Source organism: Saccharopolyspora taberi, from assembly GCF_039534165.1.
Taxonomy (GTDB): Bacteria; Actinomycetota; Actinomycetes; order Mycobacteriales; family Pseudonocardiaceae; genus Saccharopolyspora_D; species Saccharopolyspora_D taberi.
Genome location: NZ_BAAAUX010000019.1, coordinates 16,159 through 37,215, shown reverse-complemented (window position 1 = coordinate 37,215; position 21,057 = coordinate 16,159). Strand labels below are relative to the sequence as shown.

The following is a 21,057-nucleotide window of genomic DNA, read 5'->3' as shown; positions in this document are numbered from 1 at the left end:
CCTCAGGTGGTGAGCTGCGCGTGGATGTCGTCGATGTTCCAGGGACCGTCGGTCTGCGCGGTGCGCACTTCGTGCCACCCGCCGAGCTCGGAGATCGCGCCGCCCTGGACGGCGAAGAGCTTGCCGGTGAAGGGGCACTTCTCCCCGGCGAGGTAGGCGACCATCGGCGAGATGTTCGCCGGGCTGAAGGCGTCGAACTCGCCCTCGGCCACCTCCTGGGCGAACAGCGCGCCCATGCCGGGGGTGGCCAGGGTCAGGCGGGTGCGCGCGATCGGCGCGATCGCGTTGACCCGCACGCCGTAGCGGTCCAGTTCCTCGGCCGCGACCTGGGTGAGCGCGGCGATCCCGGCCTTCGCGGCGCCGTAGTTGGCCTGGCCGGCGTTGGGCAGGAACGTCCCGGAGGCCGACGCGGTGTTCACGACGGCGGCGTTGACCGCCTCGCCCGCTTTGGCGCGGGCCCTCCAGTGCGCGGCGGCGTGCCGCAGCGGGGCGAAGTGCCCCTTGAGGTGGACGGAGATGACCGCGTCCCACTGCGATTCGTCCATGCCGGCGATGAACGCGTCCCGCAGGATTCCGGCGTTGTTGACCAGGACGTCGAGCCTGCCGAAGGTCTCGACGGCGAGCTCGACGAGGTCAGCGGCGCCCCGCCAGTCCGCGACGTCGCCGGTGCTGGCCACCGCCTTGCCTCCGGCGGCGGTGATCTCGTCGACGACCCGCTGCGCCGGTCCGGTGTCGGAACCGCTGCCGTCGTTGGCTCCTCCGAGGTCGTTGACCACGACCGAGGCGCCTTCGCGCGCGAACAGCAGCGCGTGCTCGCGCCCGATTCCGCGGCCGGCGCCGGTGATGATCGCGACTCGTCCGTCCAAGGACCCCATTCGTGCTCCGTTCGAGTAGTGGTCAGTCGGCGATGACGGCGAGCCCGTCCTTGATGACCGCTTCGCCCGCCGCGGTGGTCTCGTACGAGTAGGTCGTGCCTTGCGGGGAAACGGCGCCGCGCCACATCCGGACCGTGATGTCCTGGCCGGGCAGCACGGGCTTGGCGAACCGCACGGCGAGGCGGCGCAGCCGCCGGGTGTCACCGCCCGCGAACTCGGTGAGCAGCGCCCACGACGTGAACGCCATCGTGCACATGCCGTGCACGATGATCCCGGGAAGACCGGCCATCCTGGCCATTTCCTCGTCCAGGTGGATGGGCATCGGGTCGCCGGACGCGGGGGCGTAGCGGAAGGTCTGGTCGCCGTCGATGTGCGCGGTGACCTCCGCCGCCGGGGGTTTCGCCCGAAGGGACTCGTCGAACCGGTGCGGTGGGGCCGGATGACCGACGCTGCGGCCCGCGTCGACCTTGCGGAAGAACGCCGTCATCCACTGCTCGTTGACCGGTTCGCCGTCCTCGCGGCGGGTTTCGGTGCGGACCGCGACCGTCGTGCCCGCGGGCTTGGCAGTGAAGCCGACCGGCTTCGCGCGGGAGACCAGGCGGTCGCCGGGCAGGATCGGCCGGTGGAAGCGGAAGTCGTGCTTGCCGTGCACGAGCCTGCCGAGCAGCTCGGGCGGGGCGACCGACAGGGCCGCGGGCACCAGCGCGCCGAACACCGGCACGATCCCGAAGACCGGCGGTGCGATCTCCCCGGCGCGGTGCCGGGGAATAGGATCGTTGGTCGCCGCGGCGTACTCGCCGAGGTGTCGCGCGGTCACCTCGAAGGTCTCCTCCTCGGTCCACCGCCCGAGGCCCGCTTCCTGGAAAACCGGTTCGCCCATCGGTTCACGCGACCAGTTCGGCGAGCTTGGCCAGCGACTTCTCCAGTTCCGACCGGGTGCTCCTGCCGACCGCGTTGCCGATCGGGCCGACGATCATCTGCCCGGAGAACTCGGCGTCGATCTCGGCGACGCTGCCGTCCCCGTCGGGACGGACCGACAGCGTGAAGGCGACCTTCACCCCGGCCATGCCGGTGCCGCTGATCTTCAGCGAGCGCGGCTGGTCGTACTCCTCGACCGTCCACTCGATCTTGTTGGCCATGCCCATCACCGACACCACCTCGGTGATCCTGGACCCGACGCCGACCTCGGCGGGCAGTTCGCCCTTCCAGCTCTGGTGGATCGTCAGCCACTCCTCGAAGCGGCCAAGGTCGGACACCGCCGACCACGCCTTCTCAGGGGAGCAGGGCAGCGTACCGGGAACGTTGACGGCGACCATCGTTTGGTCCTCCTTCTTTCGCGGGTGAGGGGAAAATCAGCGGTTCGCGGGCCGGTAGGCGGTCACCACGACCGCACCGCCGAGCCCGATGTTGTGCTGCAGGGCCACTTCCGCTCCGGGCACCTGCCGCCCGCCCGCGGTGCCGCGCAGCTGCCAGGTGAGCTCGGCGCACTGCGCCAGTCCGGTCGCTCCCAGCGGGTGGCCCTTCGAGATCAGGCCGCCCGACGGGTTGACGACCCAGCGGCCTCCATAGGTGGTGTCGCCGGAGTCGACGAGCTTGCCGCCCTCGCCTTCGGCGCACAGGCCCAGCGCCTCGTAGGTGATCAGCTCGTTGGTGGAGAAGCAGTCGTGCAGCTCGATCACGTCCACATCGGACGGTCCGATTCCGGCCTGCTCGTACACCTGCCGCGCGGCGACCCGGGTCATCCCGGCGCCGACGAGGCTGATCGCGCTGCGGTCCTCGAACGTGCCCGGCAGGTCGGTGACCATGGACTGCCCCGCGATCTCCACCGCCTGGTCGGCGAGCCCGTGTTCGTCCACGAAGGACTCGCCAGCGATGATCGCCGCGCCGGAGCCGTCCGAGGTCGGCGAGCACTGCAGCCTGGTCAGGGGCGCGTACACCTCCGGCGCGGCCAGGATCTCGTCCAGCTCGTAGACGTCCTGGAACTGCGCGTAGGGGTTGTTCGCCGAATGCCGGTGGTTCTTCACGCCGATCTTCGCGAACTGCTCGGCCGTGGTGCCGTAGCGGCGCATGTGCTCGCGGCCCGCGGCGCCGAACATGTAGGGCGCGGGCGGCATCGCGAACTCCTCCAGTTCGGCCAGCGCCAGCAGGTGCCGCATCATCGGCTGCTCGCGGTCCTCGAACGTGGCACCCAGCGAGCCCGGCTGCATCTTCTCGAACCCCAGCGCCAGTGCGCAGTCCACGGCCCCGCCGCGCACCGCCTGCGTCGCGAGGAACAGGGCAGTGGATCCGGTCGAGCAGTTGTTGTTGACGTTGACCACCGGGATCCCGGTCAGCCCCAGCTCGTACACCGAGCGCTGGCCCGAGGTCGACTCGCCGTAGACGTAACCGACGTAGGCCTGCCGCACCCGCGAGTACTCGATCCCGGCGTCGGCCAGCGCGTTCGTGCCCGCCTCCCGGGCCATGGCGGGGTAGTCCCAGTCCTCGCGGCGGCCGGGCTTCTCGAACTTCGTCATGCCCACACCGATCACGTACGCCTTGGCAGCCATCGGATCTCCTCGCTCGCCGGACTCTGCGTGTGACACCATGTCGCATGCAGTTTCGTGAGACAAGATGTCCCACTAATTTTTCCGGCAGTATCGTCTGGGGGATGGTCAATGCCACGGGGGTGAACCCCGACGCCGACGGGAGGGCGACCCGCTGGGACGCGCACAAGGCGCAGCGCCGCCTCCACGTGCTCGACGCCGCGATCGCGGCGATCGAGCAGGAGGGGCCCGCGGTCGGCGTCAAGGTGATCGCCGAGCGCGCCGGGCTGCCGAGATCGGTGGTGTACCGGCACTTCGACGACCGGTCCGACCTCGACGAGCAGATCCGCCAGCGCATCATCGACTCGCTCATGGCGGAGCTGGCGCCGACGCTGCGTCCGGCAGGCACGCCGAAGGAGGCCATCCGGCGTTCGGTGACCGTCTACCTCGGCTGGATCGAACGGCACCCGCGGCTGCACGCCTTCCTCGGGGCGCGGTCCGGCGCCACGCTCGCGACGTCGTCCCGGGTGGTCTCCGGCACCAAGACCGCCATCGCCGCCGAGGCGGCGGGGCTGTTCGAGCAGGTCCTGCGCAAGTTCGGCAAGGACACCAGCCTGAGCACGCCGCTCGCGTCGGCGCTCGTGGGTCTGGTGGACGCCACCGTCAACCGCTGGCTGGCCGATCGCGGGAACGGCGTCACGACCGACCAGCTCGCCGAGTTCCTCACCAGGTCCATCTGGCTGGTCCTGGACGGCAATCTCCGGGCGCTCGGGCTGGAGCTTCCCCCGGACACACCGGTCAGTGAACTGCTCGACGACTGACGGACGCGCCTGAAGGAGGCGGAGCGGATGAAGATCCTCGCCCTGCACCAGAAGATCTACCAAGGTTCCAGCGGTCTCGTGGGACACCGCCTGCTCGGCGTGCCGACGTTGCTGCTGCACACCACCGGACGCCGCACGGGCCGGCCCCGCACCAGTGCGCTCGTGTACGCCCGGGACGGAGACCGCTACCTCGTGGTCGCGTCAGCGGGCGGCGCCGATCGCGCGCCCGGCTGGTTCCACAACCTCCAAGCCGAGCCGCAGGTCGAGATTCGCGTAGGGCGCACCCTTCGACGCGCGACCGCGCGCGCGATCTGGCCGGACGACCCCGACTACCCCCGGAACTTCGAGCTCGTCAACGCGGTGAACCGCGACCGCTACCGCGCCTACGCGGCCAAGACGCCCCGCCCGATCCCGATCATCGCGCTCACGCCGCAGACCTGATCGAGCCCCGGGGCGACCGGGTGCGACACCGATGTAATTATTCCAATGGTCATTGACACAGTGATCGGTGTCATTGAAACTGCTTGTTACTCGCCAGTTGCACCTGCGCGACGGATCAGCCCGCCCTCGCCTTCACAGGAGCGTCTAATGAGCAGCAGCATCGCCCAGGACCACGCGGGGACGCCACAGCCGGACCGCCACGAGATGGCGGATCGCCTGCTGCGCTCGTCGGAGATCCTCTCCTACGACCCGATCCAGGAAGTGGACTGGGAGACGCCGCTCGACACCAGCTACCACGGCGCGAGCCCGGAGTGGAGCACGCTCTACGGGACGGCGTACTGGGACGAGATGACGCCGGAGCAGCAGCGCGAGCTGACCAGGCAGGAAGCCGCGTCGGTGGCCAGCACCGGCATCTGGTTCGAGATGATCCTGCAGCAGATGGTGCTGCGGGACTTCTACGCCAAGGACCCGACCGACCCCGCTTTCCAGTGGGCGCTGACCGAAATCGCCGACGAGTGCAGGCACTCGATCATGTTCGCCCGCGGCGCGAAGAAGCTGCGCGCCCCGGCGTACCGGCCCAAGCGCGCGGTGGTCGAACTCGGCCGCGTGTTCAAGGCCACCGCCTTCGGCGAGGCCGCCTACGCCGCGATCCTGGTCGCCGAGGAAGTCCTCGACGTCATGCAGCGGGACTGGATGCGCGACGAGCGGGTCGTCCCGTTCGTGCGGACCGTCAACAACATCCACGTGGTCGAGGAGTCGCGGCACATGAAGTTCGCCCGTGAGGAGACCAAGGCCCGGCTGGAAGGAGCCGGCTGGCTGCGCAAGCAGATCAACGCCTTCGTGGTCGCCGTCGCCTCGTACTTCATCGTGACCAGCATGGTCAACGACAAGGTGTACGCCAACGCCGGTCTCGACTCCAAGCGCGCGATCCGCGAGGCGAAGGCCAACGAGCACCACAAGTCGATGCTGCGCTCCAGCTGCGCGGGCCTGATGGAGTTCCTCAACTCCGCGGGGCTGCTCACCAAGCCGGCGCAGTGGTTCTACAAGCGCGCGAACCTGATCTGAGCACATGCCGTACGCGATCACCCAAACCTGCTGCAACGACGCGACCTGCGTGAAGGTCTGCCCGGTCAACTGCATCCACCCGACGCCGGACGAGCCGGGCTTCGGCAGCGCGGAGATGCTCTACATCGACCCGGACACCTGCATCGACTGCGGCGCGTGCGCGGACGCGTGCCCGGTCGACGCGATCTTCCCGGTGGAGAACCTGACCGCGAGCCTCAAGCCGTACGCGGAGGTCAACGCCGCCTACTACGCGACCGGGACTCCCGCGGCGGCCAGGCCCAGCCCGCGGCCGAACTTCCACGAGTGGGGGCCGCCGGTGTTCCACCGCAACATCCCCAGCGACTTCGCGCCGCTGGACGTCGCGGTGGTCGGCACCGGGCCCGCGGGCATGTACGCGGTGGAGGACCTGCTCCTGCACACCAACTGCCGGGTCACCCTGATCGACCGGCTCCCGGTCGCCGGTGGACTCGTGCGCTTCGGCGTGGCGCCGGACCACCCGTCCACCAAGAAGATCAGCGAGACCTTCACCCGGTTCCACACCCACCCCAGGCTTCGCATGCGCCTGGGCGTCGAGGTCGGCAGGGACGTCACGGCGGCCGAGCTGGCCGCGGAGCACGACGCCGTGATCTACGCCGTCGGCGCCTCCTCCGCGCGCAGGCTCGGAATTCCCGGTGAGGACCTGCCCGGCAGCACCACGGCCACCAACGTGGTCGCCTGGTACAACGGGCACCCGGACGTCCCCGCCGACGCGATCGACCTCTCGGCGGAGCGGATCGCGGTCATCGGCAACGGCAACGTCGCCCTCGACGTCGCCAGAATCCTGACCGCCGACCCGGACTCCCTGGAGAACACCACGATTTCCCGCGCGGCCCTGGACCGGTTGCGGTCGAGCAAGGTCCGGGAAGTCGTGGTCCTGGGACGCCGCGGACCGGATGACGCCGCCTACACGACGCCGGAACTGCTCGCGCTCGCGCAGCAGGAGGACGTCGAACTCGTTGTGGACACCCATGATCCGCGGCTCGAGACGCTGATCGACACCGCACCGGACGGCTCGAAGGCCCGGCTGCTCCAGGGCGTTGCGCGCGAGGCCGTCGACTGGTCCGCGCCGCCACCGCACGGGAATCGCCGCATCGTGCTCCGATTCCACTCGGCGCCACGGGAAATCCTCGGCGACTCGCAGGTCCGAGCGCTTCGCGCGTCGGGTCCTGGTGAGGACGTGGACATCGCGGCGGGCCGGGTGGTGCGCGCGGTCGGTTACCGGGGCGTCAGGCTCGCGGGCCTGCCCTTCGACGAGAACACGGGAACCATTCCGCACACCGGAGGTCGGGTGGCGCCCGGCACCTACGTCGTCGGCTGGATCAAACGCGGTCCCAGCGGCGGCATCGGCGCGAACCGGGTCTGCGCCAAGGAAACGGTCGGCACGCTGCTCTCGGATGCCATCGCGGGCGAACTGCCGCGCCGGCAGGACCGGGGCACGTCGTTCTTCCGGCTCTTGCGGCAGTGGTCGGCTTGATCGGGGGCCGGTGGTTGGTCGGGCCGTCGCTTGAGCAGTGGTCCGTCTGATCGAGGGCAGATGGTTGGTCTGGCCGCCGCTTGGGTAGCGGCCCGCCTGCCCGAGGGCCGCGGACTGGTCAGGCTGTCGCCGCGGAAGCGGTCCGTCTGACTGATCGCCGAGGGCCGATGACCGGTCAGGCCGTCGCCTCGGCAGCGGCCCGCCCGGCCTGGCGGCCGGAGAACAGGCAGCCGCCGAGGAAGGTGCCTTCGAGCGCGCGGTAGCCGTGCACCCCGCCACCGCCGAAGCCCGACACCTCACCCGCCGCGTACAGCCCGGGGACGGGGTTGGCCCGCGCGTCCAGGACCCGGCCGGACAGGTCGGTCTGGAGCCCGCCGAGCGTCTTGCGGGTCAGGATGTTCATCCTGATGGCGATCAGCGGACCCGCGCTCGGGTCCAGGATCTTGTGCAGGGGAGTGGTGCGCACGATGCTGTCGCCCGCGTAGGCCAGCGAGTTGCGGATCCCCATGATCTGCTCGTCCTTGGTGAAGTTGTTGTCCACCTGGAGGTCGCGCGCGACGATCTGGCGTTCCAGGTCGGCGGGGTCGACGAGGCCGGAACCGGCCAGCCGGTTCATCCCGGCCACCAGCTCCGGCAGGGTCTTCGCGATGACGAAGTCCTCGCCCCGGTCCAGGAACGCCTTGATCGGCGGCGGGGTGTCGTGCAGCAGCCTGCTCGCCAGGTAGGCGGCCAGATCTTTCCGGGTCAGCTCGGGGTTCTGCTCGGAGCCGGAGAGGACGAACTCCTTGTCGATGATCTTCTTGTTCAGCACGAACCAGGAGTGGTCGTAGCCGGTGTCCTTGATCAGCTTGAGCGTTCCGAGGGTGTCGTAGCTCGGGATGCCGGGGCTCGGGAACCGGCGACCGCGCGCGTCGAACCAGAGCGAGGACGGCGCGGCGAGCACCCGGATGCCGTGCTCGGGCCAGATCGGGCTGTGGTTGGCCAGTCCCTCGGTGTAGTGCCACATCCGGTCGCGGTTGACCAGCCGGGCGCCGGCCCGCTCGCTGATCGCCAGCATCCGGCCGTCAACGTGCGCCGGAACTCCGGTCACCATGCGCTTGGGCGGTGCGCCCAGCCGGTCCGGCCAGTTCTGCCGGACGAGGTCCTGGTTGCCGCCGATACCACCGGAGGTCACGATCACGACCGGGGCGTGCAGCTCGAATTCTCCGATCCTGGTGCGGGAACTCGGCGTGCCGCGCGGTGCGTCGCTGGGCTCCAGGACACCGCCCCGAACACCGTCCACGGCGCCGTTGGTGACGGTGAGCTCGTCCACCTGGTGGCGGAACCGGAACGACACCAGGCCGCGCGCGGCGGCGTCGCGCACCTGCTTCTCGAACGGCTCCATGACGCCGGGACCGGTGCCGAGCGTGAGGTGGAAGCGGGGGACGGAGTTGCCCGGCCCGTCGGCGAGCCCGCCGCCCCGCTCGGCCCAGCCGACGATGGGCACCCACCGCACGCCCATCCCGTGCAGCCACTCCCGCTTCTCGGTCGCGGCGAACTCCAGGTAGGCGTCGGCCCAGCGGGCGGCCCAGTAGTCCTCGCCGAGCGGATCCTCGGTGCCGCGGTCGAAACCGGCGTTGCCGAACCAGTCCGCGCGGGCCAGTTCCAGCGAGTCGTGGATGCCCGCCAGCCGCTGCTCTTCGGAGTCGACGAAGAACAGCCCGCCGAGCGACCAGAACGCCTGCCCGCCGAGGCTCGCCTCGGGTTCCTGGTCCAGGAGAAGGACTTTCCGGCCAGCGGCGGCCAGCTCCGCGGTGGCCACCAGCCCGGCCAGCCCGCCGCCCACCACGATCGCGTCGGCGTCGGATGCGCGGCGCGGAGCGGCCGAGGCGCTCGCGGGCCAGGCGGCACTCGCCGCGACCGCACCTCCGGTGATGAGCATGGAGCGCCGGCTGATCCGGCCGTTCCCACGAGAGTTCACAAGCAGCTCCTGCGCCCGTTCGGTCTTGTCCGGCCGGTTACCCACGGGTAAACGGTCTGGCTACCATGCTGGACTCCGCGGGAGGGGAGTGGCGGTGGTGAATTGTCCAGTCTTGGGAGGTCGTCGTTGTGATCGAATCCAACGCGCCTGAGCTCCGCTGGCGCGGTGCGCCGCTGCACGAGGCCCTCGCCGCGGCCACGCCGGGGCTGGTGCCCGCCGTGCTTGCGGGTGTGATCGCCGAACTGCCCGCCTACGCCGAACTGCCGGACGAGGAGCTGCGCGGGGACATCACCCGGATCATCGAGCGGGGCATGGCGATGGTCGGGCGGATGCTGCGCAACGGCGGCGTCCCAGACCCGGAGTCGCTGAACGAGCTGCGCGAGGACATCCTGCACCGGGCAGAGGAAGGCGTACCGATCGAGGCGGTCCTCAATGCGCACAACGTCGGCGTCCGGGTGGCGTGGGAGCACTTCCAGGCGCAGGCCGGACCCGAGGACATGCGGGCGCTCGTCGGAATTGTGGGCCTGCTGCTCCGCTACCTGCGCGAGATCACCTCGGTGGCCTCGGCCGTGTACTTCCAGGAGCGGGACACCTTCCTGGCCGACGCGCACGCCGCGAAGCAGGCCCTGCTGTCGGCGCTGCTCGCCGGAGGCGACACGACCGACGCGGCGGACCGGCTGGGAATGCGGCTCGCCGGAAGCTACGCGGTGCTCGACGTGGAGATCGCGGCGCACCCGGACGAGTCCGCCCCGGGCACCAACGCGACCGTGGCCAGATGGCGCAAGCTCCGCCGGTTCCGCGCGGAGCTGGAACGCCGGTCACCGCAACCACTGCTGTCCCGGCTCAACGGCCACGGCGGCGTGGTCCTGCTGGCACGCGACGACACGCCCGACCCGGACCGCCACGTCCACGACATGGTCCTGGCCGCGGGCACGGCGGCGGGCGCCGACGTGACGGTGGGCGCGGTATCGGCATCGGTGCCCGCCATCCCCCAGGCCGCGCGGACCGCGCACGAACTCCGCAAGCTCGCGGTGGCCGCGCATCCACCGGGCATCTACACGCTCGACGAACTCGCCCTGGACTACCAGCTCACCCGCCCCGGCCCAGCCCGCGACGTGCTGGCGGGCAAACTTCGAGCGATCGAGGACGAGCCCGACCTGCTGGACACGCTGCGCACCCACCTCGGCACCGGCCTCAACCGCCGTCGCACCGCCAGCCTGCTGCACGTCCACCCGAACACTGTGGACTACCGGGTGCGCAAGATCGCCGAGCTCACCGGGCTCAACCCCGCCGACCCCACCGACGCAGCACACCTGCGGGCGGCACTTGTCGCTCGGACTCCGTACTGACGCCGCCGTCACGACGGAAGGGTGGCCATCGCGGTGTCCGCGGGCCGCGGGCGGTACCGGTGCTTCCAAGAAGGCGCCACCGCCCGCGGCCCAGCGATCAGCGCAGTGTCGGGCGCACTGCGGCGGTCGCGCTGATCATGTTCTTCAGCGCGGCGTTGACCTCGGTGTAGCCGCGGGTCTTCAGGCCGCAGTCGGGGTTGACCCACAGTCGTTGGGCCGGCACGGCTTCCAGTGCCGCGCGCAGGAGGGCCGTGACCTCTTCGGTCTCGGGCACGCGCGGCGAGTGGATGTCGTACACGCCCGGGCCGACGCCCTTGGCGAAGCCGACCGCGTTGAGGTCGGCCAGCACCTCCATGCGGGAGCGGGCCGCCTCGATGCTGGTGACGTCGGCTTCCAGGGCGACGATCGCGTTGATCACGTCGCCGAACTCCGAGTAGCACAGGTGGGTGTGGATCTGCGTGGAGTCGGCGACTCCGGAGGTGGCCAGGCGGAACGACTCCACCGCCCAGTCCAGGTACTCCTTGTGCTGGACCGACCGCAGCGGCAGCAGTTCGCGCAGGGCGGGCTCGTCGACCTGGACCACGCGGATGCCCGCAGCCTCCAGGTCGTGCACCTCGTCGCGGATGGCCAGGGCCACCTGCTTGGCGGTGTCGGCCAGCGGCTGGTCGTCGCGGACGAACGACCACGCCAGGATCGTCACCGGGCCGGTGAGCATGCCCTTGACCGGCTTCTCGGTCAGCTTCTGGGCGTAGGTGGCCCATTCGACGGTCATCGGCTTCGGGCGGGAGACGTCGCCGAACAGGATCGGCGGGCGCACGCAGCGTGAACCGTAGGACTGCACCCAGCCCTTGTGGGTGCTGACGAATCCCTCCAGCAGCTCCGAGAAGTACTGGACCATGTCGTTGCGCTCGGGCTCGCCGTGCACCAGCACGTCCAGGCCGAGGTCCTCCTGCAGTTTGATGACGCGCTGGATCTCGTCGCGCATGCGCTGCTTGTAGGCCGCGTCGTCGATGGTGCCGTTGCGCAGTTCCGCGCGGGCCTTGCGGACATCGGTCGTCTGTGGGAAGGAACCGATCGTCGTCGTCGGCAGCGGCGGAAGCCGCAGCGACTTCTCCTGCGCCTGCTGGCGAAGCGCGTAGTCGTTGCGGCGCGAGTGCTCGGGCCGCAGGGACTGGAGCCGGGCCCGGACCCGGTTGTTGCGGATGCGCTCCGCACCGGCCCGGTCGGCGACCGCGGCTGCTGCCTCGGCGAGGTCGTCGGCGACGGCGTCGCGACCCTCGCGCAGCGCGCGGCCCAGCACGACCACCTCGCGCACCTTCTGCGCCGCGAAGGCCAGCCAGGACTTCACCTGCGGGTCGATCTGCGCCTCCGCCTCGACGTCGTAGGGCACGTGCAGCAGCGAGCAGGACGTGCTGACCGCGAGCTCGCCGGCCAGGCCCAGCAGGGTCGCGCCGGTGGTCAGCGCCCGGTCCAGATTGGTGCGCCAGATGTTGCGCCCGTCGACGAGCCCGGCGACCAGCGTCTTGTCCCGCAGGCCGGACAGCGTGGACAACTTGTCCACTGTGGAGGTTCCGGCGACGAGGTCGACGCCGAGCGCCTCGACCGGCGCGGAGGCAAGCACCTCCAGCGCGTCGCCGAGATCGCCGAAGTAGCCGGTCACCAGCAGGTTCGGCCGCTCCTGGAGGTCACCCAGCTTGCGGTAGGCGGCGCGCAGCGCGTCCAGCTCGGCTTGCGTGCGGTCGGCGGCGAACGCGGGCTCGTCGAGCTGCACCCACTCCGCCCCGGCGCGCTTGAGCTCGCCGAGCAGTTCGGCGTAGGCGGCCAGGAGCTCGTCGAGCTTGTCCAGCGGCCGGAACGAGCCGGGAGCGCCTTCGGCGGACTTGGACAGCAGCAGGAACGTCAGCGGACCGACCAGCACCGGGCGCGTGGTGACGCCCAGCTCCGCGGCCTCCAGGTACTGCTCGACCGGCGTCCGGTCGCTCAGCGCGAACCGGGTGTCCGGGCCGATTTCCGGAACCAGGTAGTGGTAGTTGGTGTCGAACCACTTCGTCATCTCCAGCGGCGGGGTGGACTCCACACCGCGGGCCATCGCGAAGTAGGTGTCGAGCGGGTTCAGCCCCAGCTCGGTGTAGCGGGCGGGCACGGCTCCGAAGGTGACCGCGGTGTCGAGCACCTGGTCGTAGTAGGAGAACGTGTTGCCGGGCACCGAGTCCAGGCCCGCGTCCTTCAGCGAGCGCCAGGTGTCCACGCGGAGCTGACGGGCCACGTCGCGCAGCTCGGTCTCGCTGCTGCGGGAGGCCCAGTAGCTTTCCAGCGCGCGCTTGAGTTCCCGGTTCGGTCCGATCCGGGGGTAGCCGAGTACGGTCGATCCGATCTTGGTGGTCAAAACCCTCTCCTCGCGAGCTCGACAGCGGTGGCTCCGAGGTCGCGGCGGAGGCGCGCGGGTCGGCGGCGGGCGGCCCGTCGGGACGGCTCCGGCCGATGCATCCGCAAGGTCCTCCCTCGAGACCTCGGAACAGCGCGCACGGGTTGTGCGCGCACCGATGGCAGGTCTTCGGACTCGCGGGCGCCTCCCGGCCTGGCCGGACGTTCCTACTGGCCGTCGCTTCCCGGGCCGTGCGGCCCAGTGCTTGTCCCGGTCGTGCTGACCGGTGACGGCGGTCGTTCCCGCTCACCGCTGCGGGGCAGTCCCGGATTCCCACCGGGTTCCCTCTTGCCTCGCCCGCTCCCGGCCGAAGACCAGGGGCGGACGAACCACCAGCACCACCAAGGCTAGTGATCCGGGGTGGCTTGGCAAGGGCGTCCCGCTCCCGCCGCCTGTGCGGGCCCGAGCGGGACATCCGCTCTGAAGTCGGTATACGCATCTCTGCATGGCGGAATTGTGATGCCGGACACCGGCGGCTCACATGGTCAGGCGCAGCACGAAGGCGATGAGCCCGAGCAGGCCCGCGGCGGTGGTGGCGGCGCGGGCGACGGCCCACAGTTCCCACAGCCGGGTCCGGGCCGTGATGACGCTGTCCACCCACACCAGGACCAGCAGGACGGACAGCACGGCGCCCAGCACGCACACTCCGCTCCACCCGAAGTTCGAGTGCACCACGCCGGTCAGAGCCGAACCGATCGCACCACCGGCGAAGTAGCACGTCATGTACGCGGAGGTGATGCGGCCGCGCGCGTTCGGTCGCAGCGCGTAGATCAGCGACTGGTTGGTGATGTGCACGCCTTGATGTGCGAGGTCGAGGAGCACGATTCCGCCGAGCAACGCGGCCAGGCTGTGTTCGCCGAGCGCCAGCAGACCCCAGGAGCCGAGCAGGACCAGCCCGCTGACGACCGTGGTCAGCTTCGTCCGTCCGCGGTCGGCCAGGCGACCGGCCAGCTGGGCGGCGATCGCGCCCGCCACACCGACCAGTCCGAACGTTCCGATCTCGGCGTCCGACAAGCCGTAACCCGGACCGGACAGCAGGAAAGCCAGGGATGTCCACAGAACGCTGAAGCAGGCGAAGGCCAACAGGCCGATCGCCGCGCGCGCCCGCAGCACGGGTTCGTCGGCCAGCAGTCGGGCGGTGGAGGCGAGCAGCCGTCCATAAGGCAGTCCGGCGTTTCCGCGGTACTGGGGGAGCGCCCGGTGCATCGCGACGGTCAGGGCGATCATGACCACTGCGGCGGCCCAGTACACAGTGCGCCAGCCGCCGATCGTGGCGATCGCTCCGGAGGCGGTGCGGGCGAGCAGCATGCCCATCACCAGGCCGCTCATCACCGTCCCCACGACCTGGCCGCGCCGGTGGGGAGCGGCCAGGTCCGCGGCGAACGGCAGCAGGACCTGCGCGGTGACCGACAGCAGGCCGGTGATCGCGGTGCCCGCCAGCAGCAGCCCGGCGTCGGGCGCGCTCGCGGTCAGGGCCAGGGAGAACGCGGTGGCCAGGGTCAGCCCGCACACCAGGCGGCGTCGTTCGACCAGGTCGCCCAGCGGCAGGACGAGGACCAGGCCGAGGGCGTAGCCGACCTGCGCGCCGGTGACCACCAGCGAGGCCGACCCGGACGACAGGTGCAGCTCGCGGGCGATGGTGTCGAGCAGGGGCTGCGCGTAGTAGTTGCTCGCCACGCACAGCCCGACGGCCACCGACATCAGCAGGAACGTGCCGCGTCCCGGGCCGTCGGCGCGATGATCGGCCGCACTCTTCGGCGCTACCGGTTGAGAGGAAGCCACGTTTTCCTTCCGAGGCGTGTTCGCGGGCTGTTGTTGTTCATGGTTTCGGCTCTGGGTACATGAGTCCAACAGATGCTTGTCATGCGAGTCATCGCGAAACACGATGGCCTTCGTGGAACTCCGCCAGATCACCTACGCCGTCGCGGTCGCCGAGACCGGAAGCTTCACCCGCGCCGCGCACCGCTGCTTCGTCGTGCAGTCCGCGCTCAGCCACCAGATCGCGCGGTTGGAGGAGGAGCTGGGGGCGCGCCTGTTCGAGCGCGGCAGCCGAGGGGTCCAGGTCACCGCGGCAGGCGAGGCGTTCCTCGGGCCGGCGCGCGACGCCCTTGCCGCGATCGAGCGGGCTCGCGGTGAGGTCGCCGCCGAGGGCAGCCAGGTGCGTGGCCGGCTGAGCATCGGCACGATCACCCCGCTCGTCGCGGTGGACCTGCCCGAACTGCTCGCCGTCTACCGGGAGCGGTATCCGGCGGTGCAGGTCACGCTGCGCGCCCGGCTGGTCCGGGACCTGCTGCACGAGGTCCGCGAGCACGCCTGCGACATCGCTTTCGTCGACACGGCCAGCCTTTCGCGCGGGCTGACCGGGCGGGTCCTGGCGCACGAGGACCTGGCCGCGATCGTTCCTCGCGGGCATCCGCTGGCAGGGGAGGCGCGGACCACTCCGTCACGGCTCGCGGAGGAGGACATGGTCGACATGCCGCCGGGCTCGGGCATCCGCAAGCACAACGACGCCGCGTTCGAAGCAGCTGGTGCCACTCGTACGGTCGCTTTCGAGGCCGACACCATCGCTCTGCTGGAACAGCTCGTCGCCCGCGGCCTCGGCGTCGGTCTGGTTCCCGCGGGCGCGGCGCGGGGTATGTCCACAGTGGCCAGTGTGGCGATGACGGGCGTTCCCCGGCGGACGGTGCAGGCGGTCTGGTCGGCTTCCGGATCTTCACCCGCCGCCCGCGCTTTCCTGCAGCTGCTGCACGAACGCGTTGCTTAGGTGCCCGGCGGGCGGCATGCCGGAGGGTGACATCTGTTTGGCGGGATTGTGTCCGAGGTCCAGGCCATCCGGGGCGGGGAACTGCGCGGGGTCGCGGCGGGCAGGGGCGCCGTGACGACGCCGGACAGCTGCGCGCGGCGCTGGAGAAGGCCGCACCGGACGGCGTCGACGCAGCGAGATCACCTACGACCAGATGATCTACGAGGACTTCGGCATCGATCCATAGTGGACTTTTAGGGGTTGCGGGGCGCGATAGTTCGACCGCGCCGCTTGACCGGGCCCTGCGGTTGAGAAACGCTGGGTGCATGGTGACCGATCCGGCCGACGTCCCGGCGCGATTCGCCCAGGCGTGGAACGAGGGCGATGCGGACGGCATCGCGGCGCTGTTCGCCGAGGACGCGGACTTCGTCAACGTCGTCGGGCTGTGGTGGCGCAAACGTTCAGCCATCCGGAAAGCCCATGACTACGGCCTGCGCACCTTCTTCGCCGGATCGACCCTGAGCATTCGCCGTGTCGAGGTCCGCCAGCTGTCCGACGATATCGCCGTCGTGCACGGTAAGTGGCGGTTGGAGGGCCAGCGCGCATCCGGTGGAGGCGCCGGCGGCCAACGTACGGGGATCATGGTGTTCGTGACGCGGCGGCTCGCGGGTTCGTGGACGGTCGTCACCGCTCAGAACACCGACATCGTCCCCGGGGCGGAGAGCATCGTCGCCGACGGTCCACGGCGGTTCGCGGTGGACTACCGGACGCACGAGCCTTAGAGATCCGTCGTCGGCGGGCCGTCACGGACGGGTGGGGAGACCGCGGTCGGCGATCCCGAGCCCCTTTGCCGGTCACCGGCGCGGTGCTCGTGCCGAACTCGTTCATCCGCGAGCCAGCGAATAGGCGTCGATCGCGAACCGCGCGATCGTCCGGCACGCCGTTGGGGTCTGGAGCAGGTCGGGATCGGCGGCGAGGGCCGTTGCCAGAGATTCCGCGTGGCGCAGCCGCATCGACTCCTCATACTCCCGCAGGGCAGGTGATTCGTCGATCATGCGCCAGATCGGGGCGGCGTCCTCCGCCGTGCAGTGCCGCACCAGGGCCCGGATCTCGTGGCGCAGGGCGGCGTCCGCGATCTTCTGGCGGGTCGCGGCCTTCTTTCGCTCACGGCGTCCGGCTCGGCGGTCCGGACGTCCTGCGGCTCGTGCCGAGGCGCCGCACGCGGGGCCAGGTCATGTGCGCATCGCCGTGCGGCTGGCGGGCGTGAACCCCGTCGACTGGCGGATCCGTGAAGGCCAGTTCCAGGAGACCCATCCGATCGAGTTGCCCGCCGGAGTCGGGCAGGACGCCGCCGGAGTGGTGGACGAGATCGGCGCGGGTGCGGCAGCTCGGCCACGTCGACGCGGCTCTCGATCTGGCGGGCTCGGGCGTGATCCGCGAGCTCGTCGAGCTGACCGGGGATCCGCGGAAGGTGATCTCCATCGCCGATCTCGGTGTCCGCAGCTCGGTGTCCGGTTCTCCGGCGTGGCCGGGAGCATGCCGGAAGCGCTCGCCGAGGCCGCCGGGCTCATCTCGCGGGGAAAGCTCCGCATCCCGATCGAGAAGTCGTACTCGCTCGCCGAGGCCGCCGGGCTCATCTCGCGGGGAAAGCTCCGCATCCCGGTCGAGAAGTCGTACTCGCTCGCCGAGGTTGCGGCGGCGCACATCGACAGCCGTGCCGGTCACACGCGCGGACGCCGAGTAGTGGTCGTCGCTTGGCCAACACCGTGCTATGCAGGTTTCGTGCGAATTCTGTTCAGCGCGACCCCCGCATACGGCCATGTTCTGCCGATGGGCCCGTTGATGCGGGCTGCGGTCCAGGCAGGGCATACCGTCGCGCTCGCGACCAGCGAGGACGTACGGGACCAGGTCGGGCCGGAGCTGGCCGCCGAGGTGGAGTTCCTGGGCGTAGGGCCTACGGCGATGGAGTTCACCGATGACGCCGCCCGCCGGACCGGTGAGGATCCCTTCCGGCCGGGGCCCGAACTCATCGGGGAGATCTTCGGCGGCTCCCGCGTGGATCTCGGCGGTGGCGACGCGATCAGCCTCGGCCGCGAGTGGGCGCCCGACCTGATCGTGGCCGAGATGTACGACGCGATCGGGCCGATGGTCGCGGCTGCGCTCGGCATCCCCTGGTACCAGGTGGGAATCGGTCCCGCGACGCCTGCCGTGATCACCGAGATCGAGCGCGTCGCGGCTTCGCGTTACCGGGGCGCCGGGCTGGACTTCATCGGGCCGCTGAGCTACGTCGACCCGTGCCCGCCGCTGTTCCAGGATCCCGAGTGGTCCAGCAGTGTTCCCGTGCTGCCGCTGCGCGCGCAGGCCCACCGACGCCCCCGTGACACGGCTTTCGAACCGCCTGCCTTCGCGGACCCGGCCAAGCCGACGGTGCTGGTCACCCTCGGCACGATCTTCTCCGACCCGGACGTGCTCGACGCGACGGTGGGGGCGATGGCAGGCGACGAGGTCAACGTGATCGCCACTGTGGGCTCTTCGCTGAGGAATCCGGGCACGGACGGCGCCCGGCCGAGCCGGCGACCCGGCGGTGCCGAGGTGCACTACGTACCGTTCGTGCCGCTTGGCCAGCTTCTCGACCGCGCGGATCTTGTCGTCGGTGCCGGCGGTTCCGGCACGGTCCTCGGTGCCTTGGCGCACGGCATTCCCATGGTGCTGTGGCCGCAGGGCGCCGATCAGCCGATCAACGCCGCCCGCGCCACTGCTGCCGGAGCGGCGATCAGCGTTGCCGGCGCGGACGAGATCTTTCCCGCGGTGCGGCGGGTGTTGGGGGAGGACGCCTTCCGCGATCGGGCCAAGGCCGTCGCCGCCGAGAACGCCGCTCGTCCCAGCCCCGCCGACGTCGTCGAGCAGATCGCAGGTGGCCGCGGGCGCTGAACCTGGTGATCGCCAACCACTACCGCTTCCCAAGGCGCCTCGGCGGGCATGCCCGGCATGGCCGTGCTAACGATCGTCGACGGTGGTCTGGCGTCGCTCTGCGTCCCCGTCAGGCCAGGGACTGCACGAGGTCGGCGAGTTGGGCGAGGTTGCGGCACTCGGCCATCTCCACCCGGTCCGCGTAGACGGGCGCGGCCGAGTCGCCGGTACCCCAGGCGGCGCGGGGCTCGGGATTGAGCCACAACGTGCGGCGGCACCGGTCTGCCAGGCGGCCCAGGGCTTCGGGCACGGGGTCGTAGTGGTTGTTGCGCGCGTCGCCGAGGATGACGAGGACGGTGCGGGGTGTGAGCACGTCGGCGTGGTCAGCGGCGAAGTGGTTGAACACGCGGGCGTGGTCGGTGCCGGTGCCCGGGAGCTGGAGGGTGTCGCGTCGGACCGCGGCCAGGGCTTCGGCGGCGTCGCGGCCGTGCCGGAGGTGGTCGGTGACCTCGTGGACGTCGCGGACGAAAGTGAACGCGCGGGTGCGGGAGAACACCTCGTGCAGCGCGTACACCAGCAGCAGGGCGAAGTGCGAGAAAGTCGCGACCGAGGACGAGACGTCGCAGAGCACGACGAGTTCGGGTTTGTGCGGTCGGTGCGGCCTGAAGTGGGGTGACATCGGGACGCCCCCGGTGGCCAGCGCGGCTCGCAGGGTGCGGCGGAAGTCCAGCATCGCGCTGCGGGTGCCGTTGCGGCGCCTGCGGTTGATGCGGGTGGCGAGCTGTCGGGCGAGGGGGCGGATGGCCCGGCGCATCGCCGCCAGGTCGGCCTGCGAGGCGCTTTGGAACGACACCTGGTCCGGCCCGGGTTTGGTCAGGTGGTCGGCGACGTACCGCTGGCCCTTCTGCTCGGCGATGCGCCGGTGGGCTTCGGCGTTGACGAGCTGTTTGAACCGGTCGATGCGGCCGGTGAAGCGGGAGCGCGTCGCGGTTCCGGTGGTGCCAATGGGTTGCCCCTCGGCGGTGCGTACCAGGCCCGCCAGCAGCGTTGTCGGATCCAGCTGCTCCAGGACGGTGCCCGGTGACCACGAGCCGGGCCTTCCGCCCGCGCCGGGGACGCGGCCGTAGCGGGCGACGCCGCGGCGGGCGATCTGGCCCAGCGCAGCGTCGTCGCCGGTGAACAGCGCCTGGGCGAGTTCGGTTCGCACGGCGTGGATCTCGGGGGAGGTGCCGTAGGCGCCGGTGACCTCCACTGCGGGCCCGGCGTCGGTGGGCTCGGTGGCGTGGCCGTCGCCGAGGGCCGGTGGGAACCACAGGTCGAACAACGCGTCGAAGACCGCTACGTCCCCATGCCGTTTGACCAGCGTGGCCGCGTAGGCGACGCGCACCGCGTCGCGATCGAGGAGATCGACGGCGGCCAGGGCGTTGGCGGCATCGATGCCCTCGGCGGTGGAGACGGCGATGCCGTGCTCGCGCAGCGCTGCGAGGAAATCGGCGTGCCGGTCGAGCAGGCTCATCGCCGCGGTGCCTCCGCGCCGCGCAGTCCCAGCCCGGCCACGGCGCGCTCGTGGTCGCCGGGGTGTTTGAGCACCACCCCGAGCGTGGTCTCCAGCGCCGGGTCGTCGAGGTCGTCGATGCCCAGCGCCAGCAGCGAGCGGGCCCAGTCGACCGTCTCGGCGATCGACGGTGCCTTGGTCAGCTCCAGGTTCCGCAGCGCGGCCACGACCTCGGTGAGCTTGCCCGCCAGTGTTTCGCCCAGCGCGGGCACGTGGGTGAGCACGATGTCGCGTTCGCGCTCCGGGGTGGGGTAGTCCATGTGCAGGTAGAGGCAGCGCCGCTTGAGCGCCTCGGAGAGTTCGCGGGCGGCGTTGGAGGTCAGCACGACGAACGGGCGGTGCTGGGCCCGCATCGTGCCCAGCTCGGGCACGGTGACCTGGAAGTCCGACAGGATCTCCAGCAGCAGCGCCTCGAATTCCAGGTCGGCCTTGTCCACCTCGTCGATGAGCAGCACCGTCGGTCCCTCGCGGCGGATCGCCGCCAGCAGCGGGCGCTCCAGCAGGAACTCGGGGGTGAAGATGTCGGCGCGGGTGCGCTGCCAGTCCGCGTCCCGCCCGGCCTGGATGCGCAGCAGCTGCGTGGCGTAGTTCCACTCGTACAGGGCGCGGGCCTCGTCCAGGCCCTCATAGCACTGCAACCGGATCAGCTCCGCGCCGGTGGCGGCGGCGACCGCCTGCGCCAGCCCGGTCTTGCCCACCCCGGCGGGCCCCTCGATCAGCAACGGCTTGCCGAGCCGGTCGGCCAGGAAAACCGTCGTCGCGGTGGCCGCGCCCGCCAGGTAGTCCACTGTGGCCAGTCGTGCGCCGACGTCGTCGGAGGTGTCGAACACGCCCACGTCCCTTCCCCTCTCTTACCGGCCAGTAGCCTGACACGGCGT

18 protein-coding genes, 1 pseudogene and 1 riboswitch are annotated in these 21,057 nt (G+C 70.7%); of the genes and pseudogenes, 9 read left to right on the top strand and 10 right to left on the bottom strand.

Annotation, left to right across the window (positions count from 1 at the left end):
• Positions 1–2 precede the first annotated feature (2 nt).
• Genes ABD691_RS21940 through ABD691_RS21925 form a run of 4 tightly spaced genes read right to left on the bottom strand, consistent with a single transcriptional unit; the run spans position 3 to position 3,421 of the window.
• Entirely contained in the window at positions 3–875 is an 873-nt protein-coding gene (locus ABD691_RS21940; protein WP_344682620.1) for an SDR family oxidoreductase, read from the bottom strand.
• Between the two features lie 22 nt (positions 876–897).
• Complete coding sequence (locus ABD691_RS21935) at positions 898–1,755, bottom strand: MaoC/PaaZ C-terminal domain-containing protein (protein WP_344682618.1); 858 nt, start codon at positions 1,753–1,755, stop codon at positions 898–900.
• Positions 1,756–1,759: 4 nt separating this feature from the next.
• Positions 1,760–2,191, bottom strand: coding sequence for a type II toxin-antitoxin system Rv0910 family toxin (locus tag ABD691_RS21930; RefSeq protein ID WP_344682616.1), 432 nt, complete (start codon positions 2,189–2,191; stop codon positions 1,760–1,762).
• A gap of 36 nt (positions 2,192–2,227) precedes the next feature.
• Entirely contained in the window at positions 2,228–3,421 is a 1,194-nt protein-coding gene (locus tag ABD691_RS21925) for a lipid-transfer protein (RefSeq protein ID WP_344682615.1), read from the bottom strand.
• 101 nt (positions 3,422–3,522) lie between these two features.
• Between ABD691_RS21925 and ABD691_RS21920 the strand changes: the two genes are divergently transcribed.
• The 4 genes from ABD691_RS21920 (at position 3,523) to ABD691_RS21905 (ending at position 7,237) form a co-directional block, all read left to right on the top strand.
• Entirely contained in the window at positions 3,523–4,218 is a 696-nt protein-coding gene (locus ABD691_RS21920) for a TetR/AcrR family transcriptional regulator (RefSeq protein WP_344682613.1), read from the top strand.
• A 27-nt stretch (positions 4,219–4,245) separates the two neighbouring features.
• Positions 4,246–4,659, top strand: coding sequence for a nitroreductase family deazaflavin-dependent oxidoreductase (locus ABD691_RS21915; protein ID WP_344682611.1), 414 nt, complete (start codon positions 4,246–4,248; stop codon positions 4,657–4,659).
• Between the two features lie 147 nt (positions 4,660–4,806).
• Positions 4,807–5,724 carry an AurF N-oxygenase family protein gene (locus ABD691_RS21910; protein WP_344682609.1) on the top strand — a complete coding sequence of 306 codons (918 nt, stop codon included), beginning with the start codon at positions 4,807–4,809 and terminating at the stop codon, positions 5,722–5,724.
• 4 nt (positions 5,725–5,728) lie between these two features.
• Positions 5,729–7,237: an FAD-dependent oxidoreductase gene (locus ABD691_RS21905; protein WP_344682607.1), complete on the top strand. Its 1,509-nt coding sequence runs from the start codon at positions 5,729–5,731 to the stop codon at positions 7,235–7,237.
• A gap of 175 nt (positions 7,238–7,412) precedes the next feature.
• Here the strand turns inward: ABD691_RS21905 and ABD691_RS21900 are convergent, their stop codons facing one another.
• Positions 7,413–9,158, bottom strand: coding sequence for an FAD-binding dehydrogenase (locus ABD691_RS21900; RefSeq protein ID WP_344683494.1), 1,746 nt, complete (start codon positions 9,156–9,158; stop codon positions 7,413–7,415).
• A gap of 167 nt (positions 9,159–9,325) precedes the next feature.
• On the opposite strand from ABD691_RS21900, the gene ABD691_RS21895 reads away from it, so the two are divergent.
• On the top strand, positions 9,326–10,546 hold the full coding sequence (locus tag ABD691_RS21895) for a PucR family transcriptional regulator (protein ID WP_344682605.1): 1,221 nt from the start codon (positions 9,326–9,328) through the stop codon (positions 10,544–10,546).
• A 97-nt stretch (positions 10,547–10,643) separates the two neighbouring features.
• Here ABD691_RS21895 and metE read toward each other — a convergent pair whose 3' ends face one another.
• Together metE and ABD691_RS21885 are read right to left on the bottom strand one after the other, a co-directional pair.
• The gene (metE, locus tag ABD691_RS21890; protein WP_344682603.1) at positions 10,644–12,932 is read right to left on the bottom strand and encodes a 5-methyltetrahydropteroyltriglutamate--homocysteine S-methyltransferase; all 2,289 of its coding nucleotides are present in this window, start codon (positions 12,930–12,932) and stop codon (positions 10,644–10,646) included.
• A gap of 142 nt (positions 12,933–13,074) precedes the next feature.
• Positions 13,075–13,320: riboswitch (cobalamin riboswitch) on the bottom strand.
• 128 nt (positions 13,321–13,448) lie between these two features.
• A complete protein-coding gene (locus tag ABD691_RS21885) occupies positions 13,449–14,753 on the bottom strand; it encodes an MFS transporter (protein WP_344682601.1) in 1,305 nt (434 codons plus the stop codon).
• 112 nt (positions 14,754–14,865) lie between these two features.
• Here ABD691_RS21885 and ABD691_RS21880 point away from each other — a divergent pair, with 112 nt between their 5' ends.
• A complete protein-coding gene (locus ABD691_RS21880; protein ID WP_344682600.1) occupies positions 14,866–15,735 on the top strand; it encodes a LysR family transcriptional regulator in 870 nt (289 codons plus the stop codon).
• A 305-nt stretch (positions 15,736–16,040) separates the two neighbouring features.
• Positions 16,041–16,496, top strand: a complete 456-nt coding sequence (locus ABD691_RS21875; protein WP_344682599.1) for an SgcJ/EcaC family oxidoreductase — start codon at positions 16,041–16,043, stop codon at positions 16,494–16,496.
• A 102-nt stretch (positions 16,497–16,598) separates the two neighbouring features.
• Here ABD691_RS21875 and ABD691_RS21870 read toward each other — a convergent pair whose 3' ends face one another.
• Positions 16,599–16,769 (bottom strand): hypothetical protein, encoded by a 171-nt coding sequence (locus tag ABD691_RS21870; protein WP_425565136.1) that lies wholly within the window; start codon positions 16,767–16,769, stop codon positions 16,599–16,601.
• A gap of 140 nt (positions 16,770–16,909) precedes the next feature.
• On the opposite strand from ABD691_RS21870, the pseudogene ABD691_RS21865 reads away from it, so the two are divergent.
• Positions 16,910–17,466, top strand: a pseudogene (locus ABD691_RS21865) (zinc-binding dehydrogenase); the annotation flags it as partial.
• A 78-nt stretch (positions 17,467–17,544) separates the two neighbouring features.
• Positions 17,545–18,645, top strand: a complete 1,101-nt coding sequence (locus ABD691_RS21860; RefSeq protein WP_344683492.1) for a glycosyltransferase — start codon at positions 17,545–17,547, stop codon at positions 18,643–18,645.
• Between the two features lie 109 nt (positions 18,646–18,754).
• Here the strand turns inward: ABD691_RS21860 and ABD691_RS21855 are convergent, their stop codons facing one another.
• Together ABD691_RS21855 and ABD691_RS21850 are read right to left on the bottom strand one after the other, a co-directional pair.
• On the bottom strand, positions 18,755–20,140 hold the full coding sequence (locus ABD691_RS21855; protein WP_344682598.1) for a vWA domain-containing protein: 1,386 nt from the start codon (positions 20,138–20,140) through the stop codon (positions 18,755–18,757).
• Positions 20,137–21,015 carry an AAA family ATPase gene (locus tag ABD691_RS21850; protein WP_344682596.1) on the bottom strand — a complete coding sequence of 293 codons (879 nt, stop codon included), beginning with the start codon at positions 21,013–21,015 and terminating at the stop codon, positions 20,137–20,139. The genes ABD691_RS21855 and ABD691_RS21850 overlap by 4 nt, the downstream gene beginning before the upstream one ends.
• Positions 21,016–21,057 lie beyond the last annotated feature (42 nt).